The sequence below is a fragment of the Chitinophaga sedimenti genome (assembly GCF_023156195.1).
In the GTDB taxonomy this organism is placed as follows: Bacteria; Bacteroidota; Bacteroidia; order Chitinophagales; family Chitinophagaceae; genus Chitinophaga; species Chitinophaga sedimenti.
In genome coordinates this window covers 2,681,522-2,702,643 of sequence record NZ_JAKUKA010000001.1, presented here as the reverse complement: position 1 = coordinate 2,702,643, position 21,122 = coordinate 2,681,522, and the positions used below count along the sequence as shown (strand labels likewise).

At 51.4% G+C, this 21,122-nt stretch carries 21 protein-coding genes; 2 read left to right on the top strand and 19 right to left on the bottom strand.

The window, feature by feature from the left end; translation table 11 throughout:
• Positions 1-90: 90 nt before the first annotated feature.
• From MKQ70_RS15390 to MKQ70_RS15350, 10 genes are all read right to left on the bottom strand, one after another.
• On the bottom strand, positions 91-810 hold the full coding sequence (locus tag MKQ70_RS15390; RefSeq protein WP_248072350.1) for a DUF4843 domain-containing protein: 720 nt from the start codon (positions 808-810) through the stop codon (positions 91-93).
• 6 nt (positions 811-816) lie between these two features.
• Positions 817-2,331, bottom strand: a complete 1,515-nt coding sequence (locus tag MKQ70_RS15385; protein WP_248072349.1) for a RagB/SusD family nutrient uptake outer membrane protein — start codon at positions 2,329-2,331, stop codon at positions 817-819.
• Positions 2,328-4,082, bottom strand: coding sequence for a SusC/RagA family TonB-linked outer membrane protein (locus MKQ70_RS15380; RefSeq protein ID WP_248072348.1), 1,755 nt, complete (start codon positions 4,080-4,082; stop codon positions 2,328-2,330). The genes MKQ70_RS15385 and MKQ70_RS15380 overlap by 4 nt, the downstream gene beginning before the upstream one ends.
• Positions 4,013-5,590, bottom strand: coding sequence for a SusC/RagA family TonB-linked outer membrane protein (locus MKQ70_RS15375; protein WP_248072347.1), 1,578 nt, complete (start codon positions 5,588-5,590; stop codon positions 4,013-4,015). Before MKQ70_RS15375 ends, MKQ70_RS15380 begins: the two co-directional genes overlap by 70 nt.
• 433 nt (positions 5,591-6,023) lie before the next feature.
• Positions 6,024-7,232: a FecR family protein gene (locus MKQ70_RS15370; protein ID WP_248072346.1), complete on the bottom strand. Its 1,209-nt coding sequence runs from the start codon at positions 7,230-7,232 to the stop codon at positions 6,024-6,026.
• Between the two features lie 68 nt (positions 7,233-7,300).
• On the bottom strand, positions 7,301-7,471 hold the full coding sequence (locus MKQ70_RS15365; protein ID WP_248072345.1) for a sigma factor-like helix-turn-helix DNA-binding protein: 171 nt from the start codon (positions 7,469-7,471) through the stop codon (positions 7,301-7,303).
• Positions 7,441-7,887 (bottom strand): RNA polymerase sigma factor, encoded by a 447-nt coding sequence (locus MKQ70_RS15360; RefSeq protein WP_248072344.1) that lies wholly within the window; start codon positions 7,885-7,887, stop codon positions 7,441-7,443. The genes MKQ70_RS15365 and MKQ70_RS15360 overlap by 31 nt, the downstream gene beginning before the upstream one ends.
• Positions 7,888-8,020: 133 nt before the next feature.
• Complete coding sequence (locus MKQ70_RS38545) at positions 8,021-8,890, bottom strand: phosphoenolpyruvate carboxylase (RefSeq protein WP_282456549.1); 870 nt, start codon at positions 8,888-8,890, stop codon at positions 8,021-8,023.
• On the bottom strand, positions 8,854-10,632 hold the full coding sequence (locus MKQ70_RS15355; protein WP_282456548.1) for a phosphoenolpyruvate carboxylase: 1,779 nt from the start codon (positions 10,630-10,632) through the stop codon (positions 8,854-8,856). Before MKQ70_RS15355 ends, MKQ70_RS38545 begins: the two co-directional genes overlap by 37 nt.
• Positions 10,633-10,819: 187 nt before the next feature.
• Complete coding sequence (locus MKQ70_RS15350; protein ID WP_248072343.1) at positions 10,820-12,016, bottom strand: serine hydrolase domain-containing protein; 1,197 nt, start codon at positions 12,014-12,016, stop codon at positions 10,820-10,822.
• Between the two features lie 344 nt (positions 12,017-12,360).
• On the opposite strand from MKQ70_RS15350, the gene MKQ70_RS15345 reads away from it, so the two are divergent.
• Entirely contained in the window at positions 12,361-12,534 is a 174-nt protein-coding gene (locus MKQ70_RS15345) for a hypothetical protein (RefSeq protein WP_248072342.1), read from the top strand.
• Between the two features lie 2 nt (positions 12,535-12,536).
• Complete coding sequence (locus MKQ70_RS41265; RefSeq protein WP_248072341.1) at positions 12,537-14,183, top strand: alkaline phosphatase; 1,647 nt, start codon at positions 12,537-12,539, stop codon at positions 14,181-14,183.
• Between the two features lie 318 nt (positions 14,184-14,501).
• Here MKQ70_RS41265 and MKQ70_RS15335 read toward each other — a convergent pair whose 3' ends face one another.
• From MKQ70_RS15335 to MKQ70_RS15300, 9 genes are all read right to left on the bottom strand, one after another.
• Complete coding sequence (locus MKQ70_RS15335) at positions 14,502-15,548, bottom strand: RagB/SusD family nutrient uptake outer membrane protein (RefSeq protein ID WP_248072340.1); 1,047 nt, start codon at positions 15,546-15,548, stop codon at positions 14,502-14,504.
• Between the two features lie 25 nt (positions 15,549-15,573).
• Complete coding sequence (locus MKQ70_RS15330; RefSeq protein WP_248072339.1) at positions 15,574-15,861, bottom strand: RagB/SusD family nutrient uptake outer membrane protein; 288 nt, start codon at positions 15,859-15,861, stop codon at positions 15,574-15,576.
• Positions 15,861-16,085, bottom strand: a complete 225-nt coding sequence (locus tag MKQ70_RS15325; protein ID WP_248072338.1) for a hypothetical protein — start codon at positions 16,083-16,085, stop codon at positions 15,861-15,863. The genes MKQ70_RS15330 and MKQ70_RS15325 overlap by 1 nt, the downstream gene beginning before the upstream one ends.
• A 20-nt stretch (positions 16,086-16,105) precedes the next feature.
• Complete coding sequence (locus tag MKQ70_RS15320; RefSeq protein WP_248072337.1) at positions 16,106-16,459, bottom strand: hypothetical protein; 354 nt, start codon at positions 16,457-16,459, stop codon at positions 16,106-16,108.
• Positions 16,356-19,484, bottom strand: a complete 3,129-nt coding sequence (locus MKQ70_RS15315) for a SusC/RagA family TonB-linked outer membrane protein (protein WP_248072336.1) — start codon at positions 19,482-19,484, stop codon at positions 16,356-16,358. Before MKQ70_RS15315 ends, MKQ70_RS15320 begins: the two co-directional genes overlap by 104 nt.
• Positions 19,485-19,571: 87 nt before the next feature.
• Positions 19,572-19,979 carry a FecR family protein gene (locus MKQ70_RS15310; RefSeq protein WP_248072335.1) on the bottom strand — a complete coding sequence of 136 codons (408 nt, stop codon included), beginning with the start codon at positions 19,977-19,979 and terminating at the stop codon, positions 19,572-19,574.
• Positions 19,976-20,488, bottom strand: coding sequence for a FecR family protein (locus MKQ70_RS15305; protein WP_248072334.1), 513 nt, complete (start codon positions 20,486-20,488; stop codon positions 19,976-19,978). The genes MKQ70_RS15310 and MKQ70_RS15305 overlap by 4 nt, the downstream gene beginning before the upstream one ends.
• 46 nt (positions 20,489-20,534) lie before the next feature.
• The gene (locus MKQ70_RS42260; protein ID WP_372490117.1) at positions 20,535-20,678 is read right to left on the bottom strand and encodes a hypothetical protein; all 144 of its coding nucleotides are present in this window, start codon (positions 20,676-20,678) and stop codon (positions 20,535-20,537) included.
• A complete protein-coding gene (locus MKQ70_RS15300) occupies positions 20,675-21,091 on the bottom strand; it encodes an RNA polymerase sigma factor (protein WP_248072333.1) in 417 nt (138 codons plus the stop codon). The genes MKQ70_RS42260 and MKQ70_RS15300 overlap by 4 nt, the downstream gene beginning before the upstream one ends.
• Between the last annotated feature and the right edge of the window lie 31 nt (positions 21,092-21,122).

The following is a 21,122-nucleotide window of genomic DNA, read 5'->3' as shown; positions in this document are numbered from 1 at the left end:
CAGGACTGGTAGCCGAACTGGTTTCGCGGATAGGCGCTTTGCCGCTCGCTACGTTAGCCGGATTTTCGTTGAACTGCTTCAATGCGTCTTTCATATAGTTGCTGTAATGCGTGAGCGCACCGGCCTGCCGGGCCGCTTGTACCACCAAGCCTGGTCAATGTTCGTTTTCAGCACATCGATCATAAACTGGTGTTTGCCTACGCTGTACTTACCAAAGGTGATGAACGCGGGAGCGGTGGTGTTGTCTACCGCCCATGCGGCAAAGCGTTCCAGCCGGTCGGAAAACTGGATGGTACGTGCCCGGCCTTTGCTTTCACCCAGCCCGAATTGTTCATTGGCGACCAGCTGTACGCGCAGCCGGTAACTATTGTCGGCCAGGCTGGCGTCGCGCAGCAGTACCACGGGGATGCTGTCTGTCGCCTTGTTGGCATGAATGACCATGACTGCCGCCATCGCCGGATCGTCGAAGGCTACGTAGTGTACACCGGGTTTAGCAGTGAAGGGTTTTGCAGTATACACGGTGTCTTTGATCGCATTGGTTACGGGATCGCGTACCACCGTGTAGTCGTATTCCTGTACCTGCTCCAGTTTTACCGGGCGGTCGTAGTTCGTAATGCCGCCGATCGTGTTTACCGCGATTTTTACGGTATCTCTGACGATATTGGCATTTGCGTATACAAAAGTGAAGCCCAGTGCCGTAGTATCCGGCAGCTGTACGCGGTAGATATCGTTGTACAGCAGGCCCTCCGTTTGTTTGCAGGACACGGCCATGGTCAGCGCTATCGATATATAAAAAATCAATTTTTTCATCGGTAATTAGTTATTGTGATAATTGATTTCACGATCGGGTTTCGGAACGAGGTAACGGGCGGCGGTGGCGCTATAGTAGGTATAGGTCCAGCTGGCCGGCAGTGTGGTGACGTTAAATCGTTTGTAGGTATAAAAGGTTTGTCCTTCCGCATAAAACTCGCGCACATATTCGCGGATGATTTTGTTCTTGCGGTCGTTTTCCCACCCGGTGGTGCTGAAGCCGGTCGTAAAAGGAACGCCTTTCTGCGCCGCGAAGGCGCGGTACCAGGTTTCGGCCTCTTCTTTTGTTTTGGCCGCTTCGGTAAGCACCAGGTACATTTCGCTTAAACGCAGCAAGGGTACCTGCAGCACGCGCTGGTTTTCGTTCGGGCGCTGGATGTACTTCTTGTACGCCACGTAGTTCGTCATATTCGCCGTGGTTTTGTACGCCCACATGCCGAGCCATCTTACATCAGAACCGCGTTCACTTACCGGGAACAGGTTGTTGAGGTAATAATAGCCATCGGTCACGTTCAGGTCGTAGCGCATCAGGCTGCCCGTTTCGCCAAAGGCGCCATTCGCCACATCGTTCAGGTTGTAGATGTGCAGTGCCGCAATGTGTTCCGGCGACATGGTAAAATCCCCCGATGCACGGTCGCTTTCTCTGCCCAAACGAAATGTAGGCTGGCCGGTACGGTCTTTTGCATCGATCACCATCTGCGCATATTTGGCAGCATTGGCGCGGTTGCCTTCGTCTGTAAGCCCCATCCAGGTATACACGCGGGCTTTGAGGGCCAGTGCGGAATAGTAGTTGAAACGGATCTGGCGGTACATGTAGAAGTCATCGTCCAATACCGGTGGCAGCGAGCTGCTGGCAGGCGGATTCAGTTCTGTTAAAGAATACTTTGTCAGCGGATCGGTGGTTTTCAGCAGTGCTTCCGCTGCATCGAGGTCAGCGATCACTTCCAGCACAAATTGCTGAAAGGTAACAGGCTCCACGATCTGCGACGATACGGCTTTAACATAAGGTAGTACCGCCGTAGTGCCGGGCGCACCTGGCAACGGACCATACATGCGCAGCGCATCGAAATGTGCAAAGGCGCGCAGGATGAGCGCTTCCCCTTTGATCAGCGCATAGTTGTTATCGGTGAAAATGGATTGCTTCGCATCGATTTTTTCGAGGATGCTGTTCGCGTCGGCTACTATTTTGTACAGCTGCTCATAACTGCCATCCAGCCAGCCACGCACGGTGGCATCGGTATAGTTGGCGTTGGCGAGGTTCATCAGCGGCACGTTGGACGAAGAGGCTACTTCCCAGTTGCGGGCCATGTATTCGATGTTACCCCACATGAGCGAATTGCCATAGGCCTTATTGTCTTTCAGGTGTATATAAGCACCGGTAAGCGCATCGCGAAAGCCCTTCTGGGTCTGGAACAGCTCGTCCTTGGTCGTTTGCGCCACAGGCTTCACGTCCAGCCACTTGTTGCAGCCGCTGCCCGTAAGGGCTCCGATTAATATGGTAGATAAAAATATTTTCTTCATGTTGATGTCTGATTAAAAAATGGCAAATACCGGAAGGATACCTGGCGGGTGAACGGGTAGTCGAGCCCACGTTCCTGCCGTACGCTGGAAACATAAAACAGCTCGCCGCTATTGGCCGTGACGGTCAGCGACTTCATCCCGATATACTTTAACCAGGGACGGTTGTTCATTTCGTACGATATGTTGATGTTCTGGCAGGTAAGCGTTCTTTCGTCCTGCACAAAGCGGGAGGAAGGATAGGAACTCACTACTTCGTTGATGCCGCGGAAGAAGGTTTTATCGCCCGGCTGTTTCCAGCGGTCGTAAAACACGCGCGCATCCACGTTCATCAGTTTATCTGCATTCTCCACTTTATCGATCAGCGTCTGGTTGTACAGCTGTCCGCCGAAACGGTAGCCGAACGAGGCGTTGGCGGACAGATAGCCGTAACGGAACAACGTACTGAAGTTGCCACGGTATTTAGGCTGCCCGATACCCGCGGCGATCCTGTCTGCCGGGTTCCACTGGTACGTTACCTCACCGTTTTTATCCGGAAACAGTTCTTTACCCGTGCTGGGGTCAATGCCCAGCGAACGCACGGCGTAAATCGTATTCTGAGAGGCGCCTTCGCGGATGATCCGGTTCGGCGAGTTACCGTTCGTGAGCAGTGCGAGTTTGTCGTTCGCCGCTTTCATGGCCTGCGAGAGCTGTACGATTTTGTCTTCATTGTAAGCAATGTTGCCCGTCACCGACCAGTTAATACGTTTCTGGTTGTTGCGGATGATCATCACGCTCGCCATCATCTCCCAGCCATGCTGGTCCAGTTTGCCGATGTTTTCTACATAACTGGAGAATCCGTTGGCGTAAGGCAGTTCCAGCGACGACAGCAGGTTAGAGGTTTTCTCGCGGTAGATATCCGCCTGTAAAATGATCCTGCCATTCAGCCACTCCGTTTCCGCGCCCAGGTTGTATTTACCTGTTTTCTGCCATTGCAGGGTGGGATTGCCCAGCGTGGTTTGCGTGGCGCCCAGCCAGTTTTTATAGTGATCATTTACAATGTAGGAGTAAGTGGCCAGCGCCTGGTAAGCGGAGAACGCCTGGTTGCCCGTCACACCATAAGAAGCGCGTACTTTCAGGCGATTGATCACATGCTGGATCGGTTTCATGAACGATTCGTAGTGCATGTTCCAACCCACGCCGGTAGCCCAGAAGGGTGCAAACCTTTTGTTCAGGCCAAACTGCGAAGCACCATCAAGGCGGTAAGCAAAGTCGGCGAAGTAACGTTCATCGTAAATGTAGTTGGCATTGGCTACCACACCTACTCTGCGCGTAGTGGCTTCCCTGCCTTCCGGTTTGCCGCTGGGCACATATTGTAATGCCATGCCGAGGAAGTCGATGCTTTCATCCGGGAAACCTTCTGCTTTAAACCGGTACTCCTGGCCTTTGTCTTCATTCAGGTCGATGGATGCGCCCAGGGTGATAGCATGTTGTGCCACCTTTTTGAAGTAGTTGGCGGTGAGGTTGGCAGTGTAGCTGGATTGTGCACCGCTCGCATATTCGTAGGTGCCTTTCCGCATGATATCTGCCGAGCTGTATCCCGCAAAAGTAGAGTGGGAGGCTGGCTTAAAGATATCTGCAGTATTGTTCTGCGTCATGATACCCAGGCCGCCGCGCAGCATCAGGCCGCTAACCGGCGTCCATTCTATCTGGAAGTTATTGTTGATCGAATTGTAAGCGGTACGGTCAAAGGTGTTGAGCGTAGCGTCGAACATAGGGTTCGGATAGGGTGAGTTGCCATACTTACTGGTTTGCGACCAGTAATCCCAGTTATACGGCGAAAAGTTTTTACGATGTTGCCGTTCCTGTCGTAAGGCGTCCAGTAAGGATTTAATTTCACATAGTCGGAAAAAGAACCCCAGGGCGACTGATGACCTTTCATGTTACCGATCATCAGCACGTTGCGGAAGTTCAGTTTACTCATGCGGTAAGCGATGTCCATGGTGGCATTCAGCGTTTCGCGTTTAGAGCCTTTCATCACACCGTTGATACGGTTGTACTGACCTTCCAGCGCGTAACGGAAAGCGTTTTCGCCGCCTTCGAGACGCAGGGCGTGGTTCTGGTCTACCTGGGTGCGTAAAGGTTTCGCCATCCAGTCGGTATTAACGCCGCTTTCTACTGCTTCTTTTATCTGGTTATAATATTGTTGCAGGCCGATGTTGGCGGCTGCTTCTTTGGTGCTGCTGGCGTAATAGCCGGAAAGACGCTCCAGTTCAAGTTTGTCGCGGGCGTTCAACAATTCGTAGCTGCTCAGGTCGGGCATGCTCAGGTTAAGACCGCCGTGGTAGTTGAGGCGCAGTTTGCCGCCAGCCGGTGCTTTGGTGGTAATAACAACTACCCCGTTCGCACCGCGTGAGCCGTATAATGCAGTGGCAGAGCCATCTTTTAATAATGTGATCGATTCGATTTCGCTGTTGTTCAGGTCCATCATCCTTTGCATGGTGGTCGGAAAACCATCCAGGATAATGAGTGGTGTGTTGAGGGCAGCGGATGTATTGTCCTGCAGCTGATCGATGTTGGGCAGGTTTCTGGTACCGCGCAGCTGTATGTCAGGTACCTGGTTAGGGTCCGCACCGGCCAGGTTGTTCGGCATGATATAAAACGAAGGGTCGATGTTGCCGATGGTCACAAAGATATTACGACCCTGGAAGCGTTGCAGCTCTTTGGCCGTAATCACTTTGGCGGCGCCGGTATAACTCTCCTTCGATTTGTTGAAGATGCCCGTTACCACCACATTGCCAACGGTCGATATGGCCGGGGCCATCGTGATGGTAATGGCGCGTTTGTTATCGCGTACGGTATGGTACACCGGGCGATAGCCCACGTACGTAATGGCAAGCACGTCGCCAGGCTCCGCATCGATCTGGAACTGGCCCTGTGCATCGGTGGATACGCTGGTCGATTTTCCCTGCACGCGTACAGAAGCGCCGGGCATGGGAGCACCGTCGGTACTGTCGACCACGCGGCCATTAATGGCTTTGAATACAGCACTGTTCACATCGACGCGCGGCGTGCCGGCTGGTCGTGGTGAGAGCACGATCGTTTTTGTGTTTTCCTTGATCTCGAATTTGAAAGGCTGGTCTTTCGAAATCAGTTCCAGTACTTCGTTCAGCGATACACCGCGTGCGTCGAGTGTAACGCGGCGGGCATCGGCCAGCATTTCCTGGTTGTAGAAAGTAACGTACCCGGTTTGCTGTTTAATGGTCTGGAAAATCTTTTTCACTGGCATGTTATTTCCCGATAGAGAAACTGTTTGCGCGACCACAGCTGCCTGCACCTGCATAAGTGCGGCGATTAAAAGAACAATTGTCAGTTTCATTGCAAGAACAATTGATGCTGCATGGCGGCGATGGCGGCGTCTATTGCATATGGCCACCGCGGACAGCGATTTGGTTGATAGGCTCCCCGCCGTGTGCTGCCGCAAAGGCATGGCAGTCACGCACGGCTTGGGATAAGCTGTAAAATCCATAACTTACGTCTGGTTTGGGTTGATAAATAAGCGGTTATTCTCGAACGAAAAATTGTTTACGGGTTCGGCCCTGCCATCCGCCGGGAGTGTTGCAAGCGCTTCCGGCTTCTTTTTTGAGCTTCCCGGTAGTTGTTACGTTTCCATGTAAAGCTGTTTATTGTATACGATTTAAATTGGCATTGGTTGATTATGGCATTACGACCAGCCTGCGGCCTTCTTCCAGCCGGAAATGTACGTTTGATCCCTGCAGGATCTGTAATACCTCCTGTAAACTGTTCTGCTTATTGATTTCTCCACCGAAACGCGCGGCAGGTACCCCGTTCATGTACGTTACATCAATGTCGTACCAGCGCTCCAGTTCGCGCATTACTTCTTCAAGACTGGCGCCGTCGAAATTGAACAGGCCATTTTTCCAGGCAATTACTTTGTCTAAGTCGGGGTGTTGGATGAGGGAGAGTTGCGCTTTGGATGTTGTCAGTTCGGCCTGTTGTCCTGGTTTTAATACGGCCGACTGTTGATATGCATATAGTCTGATAGCGCCCTGCAAAAGGGTTGCCTTAATGGATGCCTCGTTTTTATAAGAGTTGATATTGAAGCTGGTGCCTAGCACTTCTACTTCTGCCGTTTCGCCGATGTTTACTATAAACGGCTGCTGCGCATGCTGCGCGATCTCGAAATAGGCCTCGCCTTCCAGCTTTACCCGGCGCTCTTTTCCCGTGAATGTCGTCGGGAACGTTACGCTGCTGGCGGCATTGAGCCAAACCTTGCTGCCATCGGGCAGTAGCAGTTTAAACTGGCGGCCCTTTGGCGTGGCGATGGTATTGTAGGTGATGCTTTCGTTATTGCCGGTTGTATTGTAAGCCAGCTGCCCATTCTGCAACATTACCTGTGCGCCGCCCTGCGTGGTTAATATGCCATTTGCCACACTGTCGAGCACCATGGTAGAACCATCGGCCAGGGTAAGCACCGCACCTTCGCGGCCGGGAGCAATGATTTCGTGCAGCACCAGGGGAGGCTTGGGTGTTGGGTGCTGTGCAGACCAGATATACCATCCGGCCGACAGTACAATAGCTGCTGCGGCCGCGTAACGCAGCGTTTTACGGCGCCATATTGATAAGGGACGTACGTTATCTGTTTCTTCGGATAGGGCTGCAATGCGGGCTAAGACCTTCTGCTTATTGATTTCGCGGTGCTGGTCAATAGCCTGCCAGGTAGTGAGCATCTGCTGCACTGCTTCGGGCGATTGCAATCGCTTTGCGAGCGACTGGTTATGTTCGGAGGCGTTTGTCCACTGGTCGAGCAATTGCTGTTCGGCCGCCGTCAGCGTTTCGCCGATGAACTGCCGGTGTAATAAGGGAGCAATAATATCGATACGGGAAAAATCCTCCTGTGGCATTTGGGTTGTTTCAAGTAGAACAACCGAGGACAGGGGAACGTGACACTTTTTTCAAAAAAAATAGCTATTTAGAAAAAGAAGAGAGAAAACAGCTTTTCGCTAAGGCCCTTGCGGATGAGTTCTGCTTTTAACTCTTTGATAGCCCTGCCTTTGCGTTGCCGGAGATTTTCCATGCTGATGCCCAGTTGTTCGGCGGCCTCGGCAGAGCTCAGGTCCTGCAGGTACAATAACTCCACCACCGGCGGTAAGATTCGGGAAGGCGGGCAATTTCCTGGTAGATGAGGCGCAGCAGGTCCGATTCCACGAGCAAGCTTTCCAAACGGGCGTCTATCATGGCTTCGGGGTCGGAGAGTGCCTGCTCGCTGCGTTCGCGCACTTTTAGGTGTTTGAGGTGGTTCAGGCTGGCGTTACGGGCCAGGGTAAACAAGTAGCCACGCAGTTTGCCGGCAGATTCAAAGCGGGCCGGCGACTGCCAGAGCTTTACCAGCGAGTCGATCGCGATATCCTCGGCCTGTTGCTGGTCTTGTATCATACTAAAAGAAAAATAGACAAGCGCATTGTAAAACGTATCGTGCAGATACGGATATACACCGGCATCCCGCTCCGCAATGCGGGTCAGCAGTTCCTGTTCGTCGTATGTGGTGATGGCTGGCAAACTCGATTTAGTACGGCACTTTCCGCAGGTGCATCCGGGTATAAAAATAGGTAAAATCCTGTTTTCACAAGGGCATGTTGTAGTTCTGTTGACAAAAAAGGGCCGCATCTGATGAAAGATGCAGCCCCTTACGTTATTTGCAGGCGTATGTTACACCAGGTTCCTGCCCGCGTTTACAATACCGTAAACGGTGCGGATCACCAGTTTTTATACGCGTTTTGTAAAGTTTCATCGGTGTGCTCTTTGGCTTTTTCTTCAATGCATAGTGCTGCAACACTACCAGCGGTAACATGATGCGCTCGCGGATGCCGATGGAAGCACGGTCTACGGGATACTCCGCCATCAGTTCCTGGCAACCGATGAGCTCCTGCAGCATTTTTACCGTGAGATCGTATTCTTTTTTCAGCAGCATCCAGAATTCGCCAAACGTTTCATCGTGCTGCAAATGCGCTGTTATCCGGAAGTCGGATTTTGTAACAGACATGATACAGTTGTCGATCATGGTTTTGAAGAAGCCGGAGGTTTTGTACAGGGAACGTACAGACTCCCAGTTGCCCTTATCACGTACATCTTGTAACGCTCCGCCTACACCGTAAAAGGCAGGTACGCTTTGTTTGAGCTGGCTCCAGGCCGTTACAAAGCTGATCGCGCGGAGGTCTTCCAGTTTCAATGGCGCACCGGCGTTACGTTTGGTCGGACGGCTGCTGATGTTGATGTTAGACAGGAGTTTCAGCGGGCTCAGATCTTCGAGGTACTTCGTGAACATCGGATGTTCGCGCAGCGCTACGAATTTCGTAAAGCTAAATTCCGCCATGTCGCTGATCAGTTGTTTTTCCTTGACGCCCAGCTGGTCCTGCAGTCCCGGGTGCAACACCGCGCTTACGCCGGCGTTCACCAACTGCTCGATATTGAATTTAGCCGTTTCTACAGAACCGTACAGGGAGCTTACGGTTTGTCCCTGGATGGTCAGTTGTATATGATCGTTCGCGATTTCCTTGCCCATGGCCGCGTAAAAGCGGTGTGTTTTACCGCCGCCGCGTGAGGGGGGCCACCACGACCATCGAAGAAGGTAAGATCGATGTCGTATTTGCGTGTAATGGCCGTGAGTTCGGCTTTTGCCTGGTAAATAGACCAGTTGGCGCGCAGGTAACCTCCGTCTTTCGTGCTGTCCGAAAAGCCGAGCATGATCATCTGCTTATTGCCACGGCGCGCCAGGTGGGCTTTGTACACAGGGTGGGTGTACAGCTGTTCCATTACGCCGGCTGCCATTTTCAGGTCGTTGATCGTTTCGAACAACGGTAAGAAGTCGATGGTCAGGTCTTCTTTAGTCCAGCCGCTCCACAAAAACAGGTTCATGAGCTGCAGGATATCCGACGCCTGCTGGCAGTTACTGATGATAAAGCGGTGGCTGGCGTTTTCGCCGTTCTGCGCCTGTATCTGCTTAATGAGGCGGATGGTGCAGAGGGTATCGTTTATGCCGGGATCTGTGCCTTCATCGGGCGTTTCCTGGCAAGGGTAGTCGGCTTCGTCGAACGGAATTTGCTGCAGTTTGTCAGCTTCCGCCAGTGCTTCGTAAGCGTCTGCATTTAAACCTTTGCCCAGGCCGGCCTCTGTAAGTCCGTACCGGAACACTTTGCGGAGTACGCGGCTGTCCTGGCGAATATCGAGGCGCGCGAAGTAACAGCCGAAGAGCTGGATCTTGAGTGCGAGCTCGTCGACCAGCGTCACGAACAGGCTGTGGTGGTCGCGTACCACGATTTCGCGGATTTCCGCGAGCAGGCTGCTCATAGTGTCGGCCAGGTTTTCGGGCGCGGCGTCCGGGTTAAAGGCGTTATCGTACATGATATGCCCGAGTTTCTCCATCGGTTCTTCCACGCCACGGAAAGTAATGCGGCGTTTGAGGTTACGGTAGTCGCGGTAATAACAGCGGAAGATGGTCTGACGGAGGGTGGACGCTACCTTGCGGGTGCTGCTGGTCACCACGTTCGGGTTACCATCCCGGTCGCCGCCGGGCCAGAAGCCCATTTCCAGCAGTTTGGCGGCATCGCCCTGCAGGCCGAATACCTCGTTCAGCTTAAACTGGATTTCGAAATGCGCCTGGTAGAATACATGCTCGAGGAACCAGATGAGGCTCACGGCTTCGTCTACCGGCGTAGGCGATTTTTTATTAAAGAAGGGCGTTTTGCCCAGTTGTTGCAGTAAAAGATGAATGGCGTTAATGTCGTTCGACCGCAGCGCCTCGATCAGATCGGTGATAATCGTGAGTACGGTGCCTGGGTAAAACTGGGTAGGGTGGGCGGTGAGCACGAGGCGGAGCGAAAAGTTCTGCAACTTTTCACGCACGGCGTCGCGAAGGCCTTCTTCTTCGGAAAGCTGCTGTAGCAGGCCCTGGAGGGTGCCGCTCCCGGTGGTGCGTTTCAATTTGCTGAAGGACGAATCTTCTATCGCATCGAAAAGTACCACCTGTCTTTCTATATATTGAATAAAGCGGAACAGGCGGTTGATCTGCTCCTGCTCATCGATCTCGGGTACACGTTCCTTAAAGAAAGAGGAGATGATCTCGTCCGGCGATTTAAGTTGCGCCACGCCCTTTTCACAATGCGATGTGAAAAAGGGAAGCAGAATCCCCGTATCCTTCACCTGGTAAAAGGGAAGCGTCAGAAATAAACTATTGTACAGCTCAAATCGGGTGATGACCTCGCGTTTGTACACTTCCTGCTGACTGCCAGACTGGTTTACTAACATCCTCTAAATTTTAAACAAAACTATAAAAGATATTCGAAAAGTTACATTTTGTTTAATTTAAGGTGTTATTTATTAGGTGGATGGCGGGTTCGGCCGTTTCATTTTTAGTTGTTTTCGAAAAAATGTGCAGGTTTGGTTACTATTTGTCAAGCGGAAATGGGAGGCTGCTCGAAAATGACACATGTTTTTATTTTGTTATCTCTGGGCCGGCATGTAAATTATAAGGTATATAACGGTGCCATTGCCGGGGTGTATACTTATCACCGATGGCGGTTTCCAGCAATGCTTTGTATATACTTTCGCCATTATCGCTGTTGGTCATGATCAAGATGCCCATTTTCTTTACCGGGAAAATAATACAGTAATGCTGAAACCCATCGCCATGGCCTTCTTTGAACGCACCCCAGCCATAAGGCGTTTTCAATAACCCCCAGCCCAAACCGTAGCTTAACTGAAGCGTTTCATGATAGTGCCCGGTGGTATCTTTCCATGCGTCCGGCCCAAACTGGAACTGGCTGCGCAACGGGATCTGGGGCCGGAACATTTCTTTGGTGCTGGCCGTATTCAGTATTTTTTGCTGCAATACAGCTTGTACAAACAGCGTCAGATCATCGAGCGTGGTTTCCAGCGTGCTGGGGGCGCGGGGTTCGTTGTCTTTATCTTTCTCATACAGCTTTCCATCTGGTTGATGGCCGAAGGCATAGTCGTTTTCGTAGGCTGGCAGCCATTGATAAGCAGAGTTTTTCATGCCCAGCGGTTGAAAAACCAGCTCTTCCGCCAGCTGTTGCAGCGATTTGCCGGTTATGCGTTCCAGTACTGTTTGTAAGTACACCATGCCCTCACCGGAGTAACCATAGCGTGAACCCGGCTGGAAGCGGATGCGCGGCTGCTGATCGGGCATGTCCCACCGCCAGTTGGGCAATCCGCTTGTGTGCGACAGGCACATGCGCGCGGTGATGAGGCGGTATAACGTGTCGTTTTTAAAATGTTCGTAATGATCCTGCCACTTGGTGCGGGTGGGATATTCATAAATCGGTTTGTCCAGGTAAGATTGCAGGGGCTTATCGAGTTCGAGGCGGCCCTGTTGTACAAGTTTCATGACCATGACCGCGAACACCGCTTTGCTGAGCGATGCGCCGTAAATATTGGTGGTGGCTGTCAGTGGCGCCCTGGTGTCAAATTGTTTATAGCCGAAAGTTTGCTTGAATACCACACTGTTATTGTTGAAGATGGTGAGGCCCATTCCCTGCACGTGTGCGGTGTCCATCAGGTGTTTGATCTGTTGCGATAATGCGGCGGTGGAGATGTGGGAGCCATCGATCCGTTTAATGGTTTGTGCATGGGTTTGCAGGCCGATGCAAAGCAGGAGGAGGGGTAAGCGCATAAATTGGCGGATTATAGGGTTAAGGTAGTAAATTTTGAATAATAGCTCACCTGTTTTGCCCGGTTTTTATAGTTATCGTTTAATAAGTGAAGTTTTATAAAATCCATTGAATGTATCTTAACTGATATGAGTATACAACCGCCCCAGCGTATGCAAGTTTTTCATTTGAAAGTGTTGCCCCAAGCGGTGTAATTCAGAAAATTGTTAACTGCAAACCTATTCCTGGTTTTAAATTATCTCGACCCCGGGGCGGCCAGGCGTAGTAAATCTTAACCTAAACTAAATATTCCGGAGCCATCTACGCTATATCTTTATAGTTTCAAAACCATGTGAAATTTGATCAGATGAATCCAGGACTCAACAAAATGCTGATGGCGTCGATGCTGCTGGCAGGCGCTTATAGTAGTGCCGATGCACAGCAGTATAAGGTGAATACCAATGCGCATTCACACAACGACTACCTGCAACCACAGCCTTTCTACCTCGCCCACGCGAATCATTTTTTTCTATTGAGATAGATGTGTTTCTACGCGGCGATCAGCTGCTCGTTGCACATACGCAAAAGGAAATCTCCCCGCTCCGCACCATCGAATCGCTGTACATCGAACCTTTACTGCGCGAACTGCGCCTGAACGGCGGAAAGCCATACAGCAACGGCGACAGGCTGCAATTCATGATCGACCTGAAAAATAATGGCGATACCGCCCTGAAGGTGCTGGAAAGGAAACTGCAACCGATCCGCCAGTACTTTGATACGGAAAGAAATCCGAATGCGGTGCGACTTGTTATCAGTGGCGATATGCCCGATCCGGCGCGTTACGGTAACTACGATCCGATCTTCTTTTTCGATGGCAGGCCCGGCGTGAATTATACGCCCGATCAACTGAAACGTATCGCTTTCGTGAGTACACCATTTTCCGACTTTACCAAATGGAACGGTTTAGGTCGATTGGTAGAGGCGGAAAAAGCTAAAGTGAAACGTTTTGTTGATTCTGTACATACTGCCGGCAAGCCCGTTCGTTTCTGGGGTGTGCCCGATACGCGTACGGCCTGGCTGGCGAGCATGAAGTTGAACATCGACTTCCTGAATACCGACAAGCCCGGTGAAATGGCATTGTTCCTTAATAGCCTGCCGGATAATACCTATACCGCACCTGTCGCACACACGCCATACAGGCCTACTTATAAAACCGATGTTGCCGGCAAAAAGCCAAAGAACGTAATCCTCCTGATCAGCGATGGCGCCGGTTTTTCGCAGTTATGGGCGGCGGCTACGGCTAACCGGGGACAGCTGAACGCCACGAACTTTAAACATATCGGGTTCTCGAAAACCGCTTCCGCGGATGACTATAACACCGATTCTGCCGCAGGAGCCACCGCTATGGCTACGGGTAAGAAAACGGATAACCGCCATATTGGTGTAGATACGTTAGGTCAGCCACTGTTGAATATCGTAGATCAACTGGCCGTGAAAGGTATTCCGAGCGGCATTGTGAGCAATGATAAAGTAACAGGCGCCACGCCTTCCGCCTTTTTCGCGCACCAGGCTGAGCGTAACGATGCAGATAAAATTTCGAATGACCTGCTGAACAGCCAGGTAACCCTGCTGATCGGTGGCAAACACAGTGCGTTTAACGACCAGTTGAATAGTGCTTTACAGCAAAAAGGCTTTTCTATCCAGGAAGGCATTACTGCGTTTACCGGCAAGCGGGTGTTGTGCTTCGATGAGGACAATTATGAGAACAACCATCGCGTAATCGAAGAAGCGTTTGATAAAAGCGTGGCTTACCTTAAAACGCAAAGCAAAGGCAAAGGTTTTTTCCTGATGATGGAAGGTTCCAAAATCGATGGTGGTGGACATAGTAATAAAATCAATCAGTGTATAGATGAATACCTGAGTTTTGATAAGGTGATCGGTAAGGCCATGCAGTTCGCGGACGCGGATGGTGAAACGCTGGTGTTGGTTACTTCCGACCACGAAACAGGTGGTATGATCGTGTATGATGGCAGTTATCAAACGGGTAAAGTAACGGGGACATTCACTACGACGGACCATACCGGTCTTCCGGTGCCGTTGTTATCTTACGGACCCGGTGCAGAATGGTTTGTCGGGTTTATTCAGAATAATGAAATTACGTTGAAGGTATTGGAGTTGCTCGGAAAGTAACAATTGAGATACGAATTGGAAACCGGGGCTATGGCCCCGGTTTTTTTATGTATAGATGATGTTATAACCATCTTTTAAGCATCCTTCGTTCATCTTACGTTGATCCTTCGTTTAATTTAGGTTCGAACTAGGTTCACGAGCCTAGAATGAACCTAGGTTGAACCTAGGATGAACCTAGGATGAACGAAGGATGCTTAAAAGATGCCCAACCGGGTCTCACTCCCCGCTATTCGATAATCCCTGAGATGACGGTCTTTTCCCGCAATAAAAAAGGGCCAGCCCGAAGGCCAGCCCATCAAATCCAATCTATAATAACTATTACCAACCTGGTGTTTGTTTGTAAGCATTGTTGCTCCGGGATATTTCGTCCGGGCTGATCGGCCATGCCATGTGTTTCGTAGGATCGAACTTACGTGCCGGCCATATCTCTTTAATGGTATAGGGAGAAGCGGGATCATTGGCTACTGCATGCGAACGGCCGTGTAACGGCGCGTTGATCTTTGCATAATCGCCCCAGCGTTTCAGGTCCTGTAAACGGTCGGTCCACTCGCAGGCCAGTTCGCAACGGCGCTCGTGCTTCAGGTCGGCCATGGTTGGATTGGCGATAGGGCCAAGGCCTACGCGGGCTCTTACCTCGTTCAATGGGCCTGCGCCGTTTTGTCCTGTCTGGATCAGGGCTTCTGCTTTAAAGAGCAGGATCTCTGCATAACGCATCAGCGGCAGGTTCAATGCGGTGGTAGGGTAGTCGCCGTTGGAGTTGATCTTCGTATTGGTGCCGGCTTTTTCGTCGGTGCCATAGCTGTACGGCTCCATGTATTTGTTGATCTGGAAACCGGACAAGCTGTTGGTGGAGAAGTAGGAACGCTCTACGCCAAAGTAGGTGAATTTGTCGCCGAACTTCAGGATCGTCACCTCGCGGCGGGGATCTGTAGCTTCGTACTCTTCGTACAGTTCTTCCGTAGGTTGGAAGTAGCCCCAGCCATTATAAATGCCCCAGCCCTTGTTTTCGAGAATTACACCGGGAAATTCAGAACCACCTTGTGCGCCGGAAGTAACCGACCAGATATACTCCGAACTCCAGTTGTTGGCGATGCTGAATACAGCACGGTAGTTCTCTTTTGCGCTGGCTTTACCGTCGATCAGTGCGCGTTTGCCTTCGGTTTTGATCTTGTCGGCCAGTGCGGGAATTAAGGCCCATTTGCTGGCATCGTACTGCGCCCAGTAAGCATATGCTTTTACCATGTAACCCCATGCAGCTGCTTTGTGCGCACGGCCCCGGTCGTTAGCGCCATAGGTTTCGAAGAAGGGCAGCAGTTCTGCCGCTTTTTCGAGGTCGCTCACTACCTGTGCATAGTTGTCTGTCACTGATTTTAACTGCGGCGCAATGCGCTCACCATAACCGGCGTTCTCCGGACCATCGAATGGAACGCCCCGGGTCTTTATGTCCCCAGATGTAAGCGATCCAGAAATGGGCGAAACCACGCATGAAGTAAGCCTCCCCGAGAGAACGGTTCTTTACCGCTTCGGATACGTTTACCGATTTAGGAATGCCTTCGATCGCCTGGTTGGCTTTGTTCAGCATCCAGTACAAATCGTTCCAGCCACCGGTGAGGTAACCTTCACGGCCGGAAGGGATAAAGTTTTTAATGTTCTCGCCGTCAGCTTTTACCCTGCCCACTACCAGGTCGTCGCTCGCATCCTGTATCCAGAACAGGTCGCGGCCCCAGGTGGATTCGTTTTCATGGGCACGTACAGCGCAGCGGTAGCTTTTTCAAGGTCTTCGTCGCTTTTCCAGAAGAATGCGGTGGTAGGCTCTCCTGTCGGTTTAGTATCTACCCAGTTTTTGGAGCAGGAGGTAAGTCCGGCTGCCATCGCTAATATGTAAAAGAATTGCTGTTTCATGGTTTACGATCGTTAATAGCTTAGAAATTAAGTTTAGCGCCAACAGAATATACACGGGAGATCGGGAACTGTCCGCCGTCCATGCCCATGCCGCCTACTTCGGGGTCCATGCCGCTGTATTTGGTAAAGGTGAGCAGGTTGTCGCCGCTAACGTATACGCGCAGACCAGTGTTCCGGGGCATCTTTTTAAAGGTGTAACCGATCAGCACGTTTTTCAGGCGCAGGTAGTTACCGCTTTCAAGATACCAGTCGGAAGTAGTCTGGAAGTTTTTATTGCGGTCGCTGGCGGAGATTTTCGGAATGTCGGAACCGGTGTTGGTGGGTGACCACGCATCCGGGGATCTTGTTCCAGCGGTTGTAACCTTGTTCTGCACCGTTGAGGGTAGACTGTTTAAATGCGTGGAACAGTTTCGCACCACTTACGCCCTGGAAGAAGAGGGCCAGGTCAAAGTTGTTCCAGTTTACGCTGCCATTGAAAGCATAGGTAACTTTCGGGAACGCGCTGCCCATGTAATAACGGTCACCGTCATTAATCTTACCATTACCATCTTTATCGATGAATTTGATATCACCTGCTTTTGCTTCAGGCTGAATACGACCGCCGTTTTTATCAACATAGGCGGCAGCTTCCGCATCTGTCTGGAAAATACCGGCAGATTTTACCAGCCAGTAAGAATAAATAGGCTGACCAACGATAGAACGGTAAGGATTTAACACCCCTCTCCATACATCGCCATCTGTCCAGGCCGAAGAAGCGTTGCCATCAATGTATTCCACATTGTTTTTCAAGGTGGCGAAGTTGCCGCCGATGCCGTAACCAACTTTACCGATCATGTCTTTCCAGGAAGCACTTACCTCGTAACCTTTATTGCTGATGCGGCCCTGGTTGATCAACGGCGCGCCGTAACCAAAGGTATTCGTCCAGTTCAGCGTTTGCGTGGTGATCAGGTCAAAAGTGGTTTTATCGAAATAATCGGCCGTAATGCTCAGGCGATTCTTCAGCAGGGAGATGTCGATACCCAGGTCGGTTTGCTCCGAAGTTTCCCATGAAAGGTTCGGGTTGTTGCGGGCAGCCATGTACAGCGCGGTGCTCTGCGGACTTGTTTCGCCTACCTGGTAGGTGGTGTTGGAGCTCAGCTTGGGATAACCGTAAGCCAACGGAATAGATCCGAGGTTGCCGATGCGGCCCCAGCTGGCGCGCACTTTCAGCAGGTCTACACCACGAACATGAAAGAAAGGTTCTGAACTGATTTTCCATGCACCGGTGACGCCTGGCAAACCTTTACCGCGGTTGTCCAGTGGCAGGCGGCTGGCGATATCATAACGATAGCTACCGGTAATGAAGTAACGATCGGCCCAGCTATAAGCTACGCGGCCTACATACGACAGGTTACGGTCTTTCGATTCGCCGTCACCCGGACGGTTCTGGTCAAACACAGAAGCGTTTACAAAGAACTGTGCCCATTCTTCCTCATTCTCCAAACCTCTCGCAGCAGCGCTGAAAGACCGGCTGCCATTCTGTTGTGCAGTCATAGACGCCATGGCGCCGATGTTGTGTTTACCGAAAACGCGCTCGTAGTTAAGGGTGTTTTCCCAGATCCAGTGGTAGCTTTTACCGGTGGAATAAGAGAGGGTGTTCTGGTTATTAGGTTTACCCGGCTCGGTCCTTCTCGGTTCAAAATTCTTCCAGAGCGAATTGCTTTGGCGGTAAGAGAAGCGGGAGAGGAAGCTCAGGCCTTTTACAATATCGGCTACGTTTACTTCCGTAACGGACTGCAGATCGTTGCTTTTATTATAAGGCTTATTACGCAGCAAAGTAGCTACCGGGTTGATGGCGTCGCCATGAATGCCCAGGTAATCCGACTCGCGCGGACCTACACCGCCAAAGCTGCCGTCTTCATAATAAACGGAGGCAGAGCGGGGCATATAGATCGCTGAGAGGATCACACCGCTGTAACCGCTGGCGGTTTCTGTACCACGGTTGTCGTTATTGTTGAAAAATACATCCTGGCGCAGTCTGATCTTATCCGTAAACTGGTAGTTCGCGTTGAAGCGCAGGGAAACGTTTTTGTTGTAAGTGTTCAGCAAAGTGCCTTCTTCATTCTCGTAACGACCCGTTAAAAGTGTAGAGAATTTTTCGTTACCGGCGTTTACACTCACCGTATGACGCTGGATCATGCCGGTACGGAACACTTCGTCTACCCAGTCGGTGCGGGTTACCTGCGCATACGGGTTTACCGTGGCGTCCCAACCGCTGAGGGGAGTGAGGCCGGCATTCGTATAAGCCAGGTTGGATACTTTGGCTTCTTCCGTAGCGGTCAGCGATTGCGGTGTTCTCCACGCCTGCTTCATGCCCACGAAGGTGTTGTATTCGATCCCTGGTTTACCTTGTTTGGCCTGGCGGGTCGTAATGAGTATTACACCTGCGGAGCCGGAGAAAGCGCCGTAAATCGCCGCGGAAGCCGCGTCTTTCAGTACGGTGATGCTCTCGATGTCGGCCGGGTTATAGGGAGCACCGGGTACACCATCTACCACGTACAATACGTTTTCCGAGCTGCGTGAGCCGATACCGCGGATCACTACGCGTGGAGTGGAGTTAGGGTGACCACCATTGCTGATGACGGTAACACCGGGTACTTTACCCTGGATCATCGCGTTCACGTTCAGTACGGGACGGCTTTTTACCTGGTCCATGTCCGGAACAGTGGCTACTGCGGCAGACAGGTCGCCTTTTTTGGCTTTACCGTAACCGAGTACCACGATCTCGTTCAATGATTCGCGGGTAGATTTAAGCGCTACTTCGGCAACAGCCGGGTCGTTCGCCCTGATCTCCTTTGTTTCGAAACCTACGAAGCTGAATACCAGGGTGGCATTTTCGTCGCCGCCCGGGAGACTGTACTCACCTTTTTCATTGGTGATAACACGGTTAGCGGTGCCTTTCTGCCATACGCTTACGCCGGGAATAGGCTCGTTGCTTTCCGCCATGGTAACGCGACCGGTAATAGGCGTTGCTTCAGCCGCTACTGTCGGCTTTTCTGCCGCTTTGCGGAAGATAATAGCGTTGTTGCGCACGCTGAACTCAATGCCCGCTGATTTTTCCAGGATAGCCAGCGCCTCGCCGAGGGAGATGTTGTTGGCATGGAAGTCACGTACGGTAATCTTGTCAAAATCTTCACTGATAAAGCTGAAGGAATAATGACTTTGTTTGTCGAGCGCTTTTAACACGGTGGATAAGGGCGCCGACGAAATGTCAAGTTTAACTTTCTCGGTCAGTTCACGCTGCTGTGCGTAACCAACGGAGGCTACCAACAGGGCGCAACCGAATAGCAGCAGGCGTTTGGTGACAGGCATAGTACGGCCCCTCCCGGGGGTACCCGCGGGTGTAAAAGTTCTGTTCATGGTTTAGCGATTTTCAGAGATGGGTCGTCATCCCTGTTTTTTAAAAAATGGTTACAATCCTATTACTGATCCTATATTTTTTACGAGTCATGTAGCAGAGGTCATCGAGTGTCTGCACAAAAGTTTGTTTTGGAAAGTTGATCGTAATTCTTTTTGAAGATGGCGTTCATTTTCCCAATTCAGCTCATAACCGCTGCGTTCACAAAGTCTGGTAAAGGCGTCTTTCACGGTCAGCTGGTTAGCGGTAAAGCCGCCTTGCATCCAGGCTGCCGTGAGCGTAGTGTCAATCGAATAAGTAGCAAGCAGACTGTCTTCCCGGAAATAAGAAGCTGCCTGTCCCGGCTCGAGTATAGTTTTAGTGAAATTGTTCTGTTTGGGCGCCACCTGTACCTTGCCCGACGTCAGCGATACGCGCGTCATTTTTTCTTCGGGATAGGCTTCCAGGTTAAAGGAGGTACCCAGCACGTTTACGACCAGGTCGCGGGTCACGATCACAAAGGTGATTGGGCGCTGCGGTTTACCTCAAAGTAACCTTCCCCCTGGAATGATACCTGGCGTGTTTTATTGCCGGCATCTTCCCTGAAGCTCAATGTGGCATTGGCGTTCATCCAGATCACGGAACTGTCCGGCAATACCACTTTCTTAATAACGTTGCTGGTGTTTCTGACCCGGAAGATGTTTTCCACCGCTGCTGCCGTATTGGCCGGCGGGGCCGCTTTATGATATCCACCTAAAAAATAAACGCTGCCTGCCAGCAGTAACACGGCCGCTGCGGCTGACCATTTCCATATGAAAGGCCTGATATTGGATTTGTGTTGATGGGCCACCTGCTGACGGAAGGCCGCCAGGAAGCGCTCCCGTTGCGCCAGCATGTTCTCCACTTCGACTTCGCTGCGAATGCCATCATACCAGCTATTGAGCAACGCCAGTTCTTCGGGCGTGCATTTGCCTGCATGAAATTTGTCGAGTAACGCCTTCGCTTTCGGGTATTGTTGTGATGCCATACATATAAGAATACCCGGTAAAAAAGAAATGTTAACCCGTTTCAGGTTAAGGAATTGTGAACAACACCATGGTGCATACCAGGTGAGCCGTTAAAGCAGGATTGGCGCGGATGTGGTCCTTCACCTGCTCCAGCGCGCGGGAGTACAGTACGCGGGCAGAGCCGGGGGCAATATCGAGCTCGGAAGCTATTTTCTTATAGGAGTAATGATGCCGCAGCCGGAGGACGAATAATTTCTGCTGATGGGGGAAAGTGCGTGAATGGCTTCGTTGAGCACTGCTTCCATAAGTTCTTCCGTTTCGATGCCGGATACATCCCCGATGGTGTCGGTAAGCATGTCTTCGAGCCGCTTCAGGTGGGCATTATAGCGCCCCGCACTGCGGTAGTAGTTGAAGATGCGGTATTTGAGGGCATTCAGGAGATAAAACTCCAGTTCCTCGTCTTTCGGTAGTTCGTCCCACTTTTCCCATGCGGCCATTAGCACGTCCTGCACGATGTCGAACGCGTCGTGCGCATTCGTTTTTGCAACGGCGATGGACAGTAGTTTGTCCCAATAAACCTGCACCGACGCCTCGAAGCCGGATGTATGCTGAATGAGTGGCATAGTTTGCGTGTGGCTGAACGGGTGTAAAAAT